This window comes from Clostridium sp. (assembly GCF_040797585.1).
GTDB lineage: Bacteria > Bacillota > Clostridia > Clostridiales > Clostridiaceae > Clostridium_Z.
This window is the reverse complement of the sequence record NZ_JBFNEO010000303.1, coordinates 1-2261: the sequence shown is the minus strand read 5'-3', so window position 1 is coordinate 2261 and position 2261 is coordinate 1. Positions and strand designations below refer to the sequence as shown.

At 29.5% G+C, this 2261-nt stretch carries 1 protein-coding gene and 1 pseudogene; both read left to right on the top strand.

The window, feature by feature from the left end; all coding sequences use genetic code 11:
* Nucleotides 1-391 precede the first annotated feature (391 nt).
* Complete coding sequence (locus AB2369_RS13025) at nt 392-1915, top strand: type I restriction-modification system subunit M (protein WP_367666899.1); 1524 nt, start codon at nt 392-394, stop codon at nt 1913-1915.
* A gap of 13 nt (nt 1916-1928) precedes the next feature.
* Nucleotides 1929-2261: pseudogene (locus tag AB2369_RS13020) on the top strand (hypothetical protein); the annotation flags it as partial.

The following is a 2261-nucleotide window of genomic DNA, read 5'->3' as shown; positions in this document are numbered from 1 at the left end:
GAAAATATGAAAATTAAAGATAAGAAATAAATTAATCCTAGTAAAGCATATTTTTGACTTACTAGGATATTTTAATACATCTAATACTATAAAAGTAGGTGCCAAAACTTTAACACTTACAAAGAATAAGTATCATCAGCAGATTTAAATAGTTCTAAAAAGTCACTACTATATAATTCAGCAGCATAAATAAGGCATACTGGAGGTTATTAATTATTAAATCTTTTAAATTTATGAATTCCTCCTTAAATCATTTAAAGTATTTTATTAAATTAATACAATGAATTTCAAATTTATTTTGTAAAATACTAAACTGGAATTATAAATTTATAGAAGTAAATTGTTTATAATGTTAAAATTAAATTACAAAATATTGTTAAGAGGTGGAAAAATGGAGAAACTTACACAACAAAAATTAGAGAAAATATTATGGGATGCAGCGGATATTCTTAGAGGAGAACTTAATGCGTCTCAATACATGGATTACATATTTGGTTTATTGTTCTTAAAAAGAATGAATGACCAGTTTGATATAGAACAAAACAAGAAAAAAGAAGAGTTTGTTGCAATGGGATTGCCAGAGGAAGAAGTAAACTTATTGATAGAAGATCCATCAATATATGAAAGTTTCTATGTACCAGAAAGAGCAAGATGGTCAACTTTAAGAGATTTAACATTAAATATAGGACCAGAATTAGATAAGGCATTTAAAGCAATAGAAGATGAACCTAAAAATGCAGAACTTACAGGGGTTCTTACTACTGCTAACTACAATGATAAGGAAAGAGTACCAGATAAGAAGTTATCTCAACTTTTAATACTTTTCAGTAGTTTATCTTTAGCAAATTATAACTTAGAAAGTAAGGATATATTAGGAAATGCTTATGAATACTTAATCAAACAGTTCGCAGACCAAGGAGGCACTAAGGGAGGAGAATTCTATACTCCAGAACAAGTTGTTAAGACGTTAGTTGGCATAGTAAAGCCAAAAGAAGGAGAATCAATATATGATCCTACGTCCGGCAGCGGAGGTATGTTAATTCACAGTACGCACTATATAGAAGAGCATGGAGGGAATCCTAAGAATGTATCCTTAAATGGTCAAGAAATAAACCTTTCTACTTGGGCTATATGTAAGATGAATATGTTATTTCATGATGCTACAGGGGCTGATATAAAAAAAGGTGATACTATAAGAGAGCCTAAGCATACTAATGGTGGAGTATTAAAGACTTTTGATGTAGTATTAGCAAATCCACCATTCTCACTTAAAAATTGGGGAGAAGAAGAAGCAAAAGCAGATGCTTATGGAAGATTTGTATATGGAATACCTCCAAAATCTTATGGAGATTTAGCATTTGTTGAGCATATGATAGCAAGTTTAAACACTAAAGGAAGAATGGGGACGGTTGTACCACATGGAGTATTATTTAGAGGTGGAGCAGAAGGTAAGATAAGAAAAGGTTTATTAGATCAAAATACAGATTTAATAGAAGCAGTAATAGGACTTCCACAAAATATATTCTATGGAACAGGAATACCAGCAGCATTACTTATAATAAATAAAGATAAGGCTGAAAATAGAAAGGGTAAAGTATTATTCATAGATGCATCAGCAGGATTTGTTAAGGATGGAAATAAGAATAAATTAAGAGATGAAGATATAGAGAAGATAATTGAAGCCTTTGATAACTTTGAAGTAGTAGAAAAATATGCAGAAGTAGTTGAATTAAAGACTATAGAGAAAAATGACTATAACTTAAATATAAGTAGATATGTTGATACATCGGAGGAAGAAGAAGAAATTGATATAGATTTAGTTTTACAAGATATAAGAGAGTTAAAGATAAAGATTGCTGATAATGAAGAAAAGTTAAATGTATATCTTGAAGAACTTGGATTTGACGTAATATAGGGTGGTGAAGAAGGTGAAAGAAGGATATAGTAAAAAAGACGTAGGTAGTATACCAAATGAATGGCAAGTTAAGACTATAGGGGAACTTTTTGAGTTCAAAAATGGATTAAATAAAGAAAAAGAGTTTTTTGGTAAAGGAACTAAAATTATTAATTATGTAGATGTATTTAAAAATAGAGCATTAGATAACAATATTATCCAAGGATTGGTAGAAGTTTCAGAAAAAGAAAAGCAGTTGTTTAATACTAAAAAAGGAGATGTTTTTTTCACTAGAACATCAGAGACTGTTGATGAAATTGGAATGACATCGGTCTTATTAGAGAATATTAATGATTTAGTATATAGC

What these genes read in the sequence shown, in the direction of transcription:
- AB2369_RS13025 (WP_367666899.1), top strand. Translation starts at nt 392, where the DNA reads ATGGAGAAACTTACACAACAAAAATTAGAGAAAATATTATGGGATGCA.